Annotated in this window: 1 pseudogene; it reads left to right on the top strand. The window is 39.3% G+C overall.

The window, feature by feature from the left end:
• Window positions 1-232 (top strand): annotated as a pseudogene (locus HC176_RS18820) (hypothetical protein); the annotation flags it as partial.
• Window positions 233-305: the final 73 nt, after the last annotated feature.

The following is a 305-nucleotide window of genomic DNA, read 5'->3' as shown; positions in this document are numbered from 1 at the left end:
AAGGGTATTAACTGCAGGAAAAGCAAGGTTCAATTTGGGAGAAGAGGTGATCGATGAGGGTTCTGTTGCGAACTTCAGCTTTTTTGATCCCGAAACAGAATATACCTTCCAAAAAGAGCATATTTGGAGCACTTCGAAGAACAGTCTCTTCTTAGGAAACGAATTAAAAGGAAAGGTTTACGGCATTTTAGTGGGGGAAGATTTTTTAAGGGCAGACTCCTCTGAAAAATAAGGAAATTCCGTAATTTTGCAGCTTAAACTTTCACCATGGAAACTGTTGCAAATGATGGAAAAACAGCAGCGAT

Source organism: Tamlana crocina (genome assembly GCF_012037625.1).
The sequence above is the reverse complement of the archived record's forward strand: the minus strand, read 5'-3'. Positions and strand labels throughout refer to the sequence as shown.